This window comes from Roseomonas rosulenta (assembly GCF_016106005.1).
GTDB classification, from domain to species: Bacteria; Pseudomonadota; Alphaproteobacteria; order Acetobacterales; family Acetobacteraceae; genus Neoroseomonas; species Neoroseomonas rosulenta.
On the sequence record NZ_JACADR010000372.1, the window covers coordinates 1 to 3,639 of the forward strand.

Annotated in this window: 3 protein-coding genes; 1 reads left to right on the forward strand and 2 read right to left on the reverse strand. The window is 72.9% G+C overall.

What is annotated here, in order from left to right; translation table 11 throughout:
• The first annotated feature begins 131 nt into the window (after positions 1–131).
• Complete coding sequence (locus tag HW578_RS24380) at positions 132–1,205, forward strand: TauD/TfdA family dioxygenase (protein WP_198373299.1); 1,074 nt, start codon at positions 132–134, stop codon at positions 1,203–1,205.
• A gap of 64 nt (positions 1,206–1,269) precedes the next feature.
• Here HW578_RS24380 and HW578_RS24385 read toward each other — a convergent pair whose 3' ends face one another.
• Positions 1,270–1,959 (reverse strand): DUF2726 domain-containing protein, encoded by a 690-nt coding sequence (locus HW578_RS24385; RefSeq protein ID WP_198373300.1) that lies wholly within the window; start codon positions 1,957–1,959, stop codon positions 1,270–1,272.
• 161 nt (positions 1,960–2,120) lie between these two features.
• On the reverse strand, positions 2,121–3,506 hold the full coding sequence (locus HW578_RS24390) for a CoA transferase (protein WP_198373301.1): 1,386 nt from the start codon (positions 3,504–3,506) through the stop codon (positions 2,121–2,123).
• Between the last annotated feature and the right edge of the window lie 133 nt (positions 3,507–3,639).

Sequence of the window (3,639 nt, forward strand, 5' to 3'; positions counted from 1 at the left end):
CGGCGCTTCCTCACCGGGCCGTGGCGCGTCCAGGCGCGCTGCGGCTTCGCCGGGTGCATCGCCGCCGCGACGGGGGCCGGGCGGGCCGCTCCGCGCGCGCAGAATCCGCGTGACGCGGGAAGGAGACGACGATGGACCACGCGATGGCACCGATCGGCGGCGCGGCCGCCTGGCGCGGCGGGGTGGAACTCGCCGCGCGCGGCTACTGGCCGCGGCGCCTGGAGGCGAGCGAGGTCGCCGCACTGGAAGCTGCGCTGGCGGCGGTGAAGGCTGCGGCGCGCGCGCCGCCGGCTATGGCGCGCGAGCATTTCGCCATTCCGGCGCTCGCGCCGCTGCTGGCGGAGGTGACGCGCGAGCTGGAGGACGGCGCGGGCGTGGTGCGGCTGTCCGGCCTGCCGGTGCAGCGGCTGTCGCGCGAGGACCTGCGCATCCTGTTCTGGGGCCTGTGCGTGAACATCGGCACGCCGCTGTTCCAGAACACCACGGGCGAGTTCATCGGCGAGGTGAAGGACGAGACCGGGGCGGGGATCGCGGTGACGGGCGGGGGCGCGGGGCCGGTGCCCTCGGCGCGGACGCGGTCTCGGTCCACGGGGCCGCTGCGGTTCCATACCGACAAGTGCGATTTGCTCTGCCTGCTGTGCGCGTCGAACGGGATCGCGGGGGGTGTGTCGCGCGTGGTGAGCACGGTCGCGATCCATGACGAGATGGCGCGGCGGCGGCCGGACCTGCTGGCGGTGCTCTACGAGGATTTCTGGCGGATGCGGCCCGCGGATGAGGAAGGTGCGCAGCACAGCGACCGCGTGTTCCGCATGCCGGTCTTCGCGCGCGGGCCGGAGGGGGCCTTCACCAGCCAGTATTCGCGCACCTATGTCGAGATGGCACATGCCGAGCCGGGGGTTCCTCCGCTGCGGCCGGAGCAGGTGGAGGCGATGGATCTGCTGGCGGCGCTGGCGGAGGAACTGTGCGCGGAGGCGCCCTTCACGCCGGGGGATATCCAGCTGCTGAACCAGCACGTGACCTATCACGGGCGCACGGCCTACGCGGATGACGCGGCGGCGGGGGCGCATCGGGTATTGTTGCGCGTGTGGCTCGCGGTGCCGGGGAGCCGGGCGCTGCCGGAAGGGCACCGGGTGCAGTGGGGGGCGACGGAGGCGGGGGCGCTCAGGGGTGGGGCGGTGCTTTGCAGGAGTGCGGTGGCGGCGTAAGGGGACCGGGTCGCAGGCCGCTTCTCGGAGGCAACGGTCCTTTCGCTCGGCCTGAAGCGGATCGTCAGGCCGTCTTCTCGCTCGGTGGTGCTTGCGGCTGATCCGTGCCGGCTCGCTTCGGCACCAGCTTCTCCACCAATCGCCGGAGTTCCGAAGGGGTCGTCTGGCCGGCGACGACTTCGTGGTACCCGATGCCTGCGCGTCGCAGGGCCTCCTTCTTGACCGCGTCGCGTGCCGCCGCGGTGCCTTGGTGATGCCCCCACCCCTGATACTCGAGGGCGTGCCGGGGCATGTATTCGCCATCGATCAGAAGCAGGTCGACGCGCTTGGAGTTGATGCAGGTGAACGCCGCCGTGTCCTTGCTGCGGAGGATCTCGCCCACCGATACCTGGGCCATCACCTGCCATTGCGGATTGCAGTCCTCCACGAAGCGCTCAAGCTCCTTGAGAACGCGCGCCTCGCTCTTGTTGAGAAGCGGCTGGGCGCTGAAGGCCGCGCCCATCACGATGCGCAACTGGTCGGCGGCATCCGGCTGCCGCGTCGCCAATGCGGCCGGGGCCGATCCTGGCCATCCACCTGTCGTTGCGGTTGGCCCGTTGCGTCGTTCCCAGCGCATCGGGTTGCGCTTCCGCCAGGCATTCCGGCGCAGCTTGCTGCGGAACTGCTCGATGCCCATACCGACGCCGATTCCGATGACCCAGAGCGCGATCGGCAACAGGGGATGCTGGATGACCAGCGCCAGCTCGGTCGACATGGCGGAAAGTTAACCATTCGCGCGGCCCGAGTCACGCAAGACGGCCGGCCCATTCCTGTCCAACGCCAGGCTTCGTACTCCGAGGACACCGGGCGTCTGGCGGCCTGAGCCCGAGGAGGTCGCTGCACCTTACGGTTCGAATCTCGCGAGCCCGGCGCGCCTCATTCACCCCACGCCGGCCGATGCGTCCCCAACGCCACTGCCGGCAACACCCACCCCGCCGGCGTCCCCGAAAGCACCGCGCTGTGCCGCACCGCCGTCATGCGCCCGAAGCCGCTGGCGCTGTCTTCCAGGAACCGCGCGGCGTCGCCGATGCCGGGCGCTGAAAGCCCGCCCTCGACCCGCCCCAGCCGCTTGATCCATTCCCCCGTGCCCGCCAGTGACACGCGCACGAGCCACGACCCGCCTTCCTCCGCGCGCCGGAGCAGCGCCGCCATCGCGCCGAAGGCCAGCAGGTAGCCCGAGGCATGGTCGAGCGCCTGGCAGGGCAGGGGCTTCGGCTTGTCCTCGCCCGCCGCAATGCGTTCCGCGTCGTTGAGGCCGTTCGCGTTCTGCACCAGGGAATCGAAGCCGCGCCGCCCGGCCCACGGGCCGAGATGTCCCCAGGCGGAGAGCGAGACGCAGACGATGCCGGGCTTCAACGCCGCCACTTCCTCCGGCGCGAAGCCGTGCCCCGCGATCGCACCTGGCCGGTAGCCTTGCAGGAACACATCCGCGCCCGCCACCAGCCCGCGCAGCGTCGCGCGGTCGGCCTCCTGCCGCAGGTCGAGCGATGCGCAGCGCTTGCCCCGGCCGGTGTCCATCACCAGCGCCGGGATCGAGGGCAGGTGTGGCGCGGTGATGTGCAGCACCTCGGCTCCGTGCGCCGCCATCGTGCGCCCGGCCACCGGCCCGGCGATGACGCGCGTCAGGTCGAGCACGCGGATGCCGTGCAAGGGGCGCGGGGCCAGCGGCGGCAGTGGCGTGGGCGGCGCATCGCCGATGCGCTCCAGCACCAGCGCGGGTAGCGAGGCGGCGGCGACACCCGCCGGGTGCGCGGCCCATTCGTCCGGGCTGCGCGTCATGGTCGCCACACCGCCGGCGTCGTAGATCGCGGTCTCGGCGTCCTGCGCGGTCCAGCGCTGCAGCGCCGCCGTCACCGCCGCGCGGTCGTACGCGCAGCCCAGCACCCGCAGCACGGCCTCGCGATGATGCGGCAGGTTGGTGTGCAGCCGTAGCCAGCGGCCATCGCCCGTGCGGTGCAGCCCGGCGATGCGGTCCCAGCCCTCATGCGCGCTGGCGCCATCGATGCGCAGGTGGTGTTCGGAGTGGAATTCGGTCAGCGCGTGGGCGATCTCGACCGCGACGGATTGCGCCGCCCCGCCGCGGGCCGCGTGGATGGCGGCGGCCGCCGCGCCGGTCGCGCCGATGGAGGCGAGTGCCGCGGTGCCGATCGCGAAGGTCGAGGGCTGGCAGGGATCGGTGCCGTGCAGCGCGACCTGCGGCATGTCGCGCAGCCCGGCGAGGGTCCAGAGGTCGCGCAGCGCGGCGTCGGGCGTCGTGGTCATGGCGGCAGCGTCGCGCCACGGGCCGGCCGCGTCCAGCCATGCGACGGCACGGCGCCGATCCGACCGCCACGCGACGTGCTCCGCCTCGCCCCGCCCCCGCGCCCTTCCCGCGGCGCGCATCGGGCCGGGCGCC

Coding starts and splice junctions, on each gene's coding strand:
- HW578_RS24380 (WP_198373299.1), top strand. CDS start 132: ATGGACCACGCGATGGCACCGATCGGCGGCGCGGCCGCCTGGCGCGGC.
- HW578_RS24385 (WP_198373300.1), bottom strand. CDS start 1,959: ATGTCGACCGAGCTGGCGCTGGTCATCCAGCATCCCCTGTTGCCGATC.
- HW578_RS24390 (WP_198373301.1), bottom strand. CDS start 3,506: ATGACCACGACGCCCGACGCCGCGCTGCGCGACCTCTGGACCCTCGCC.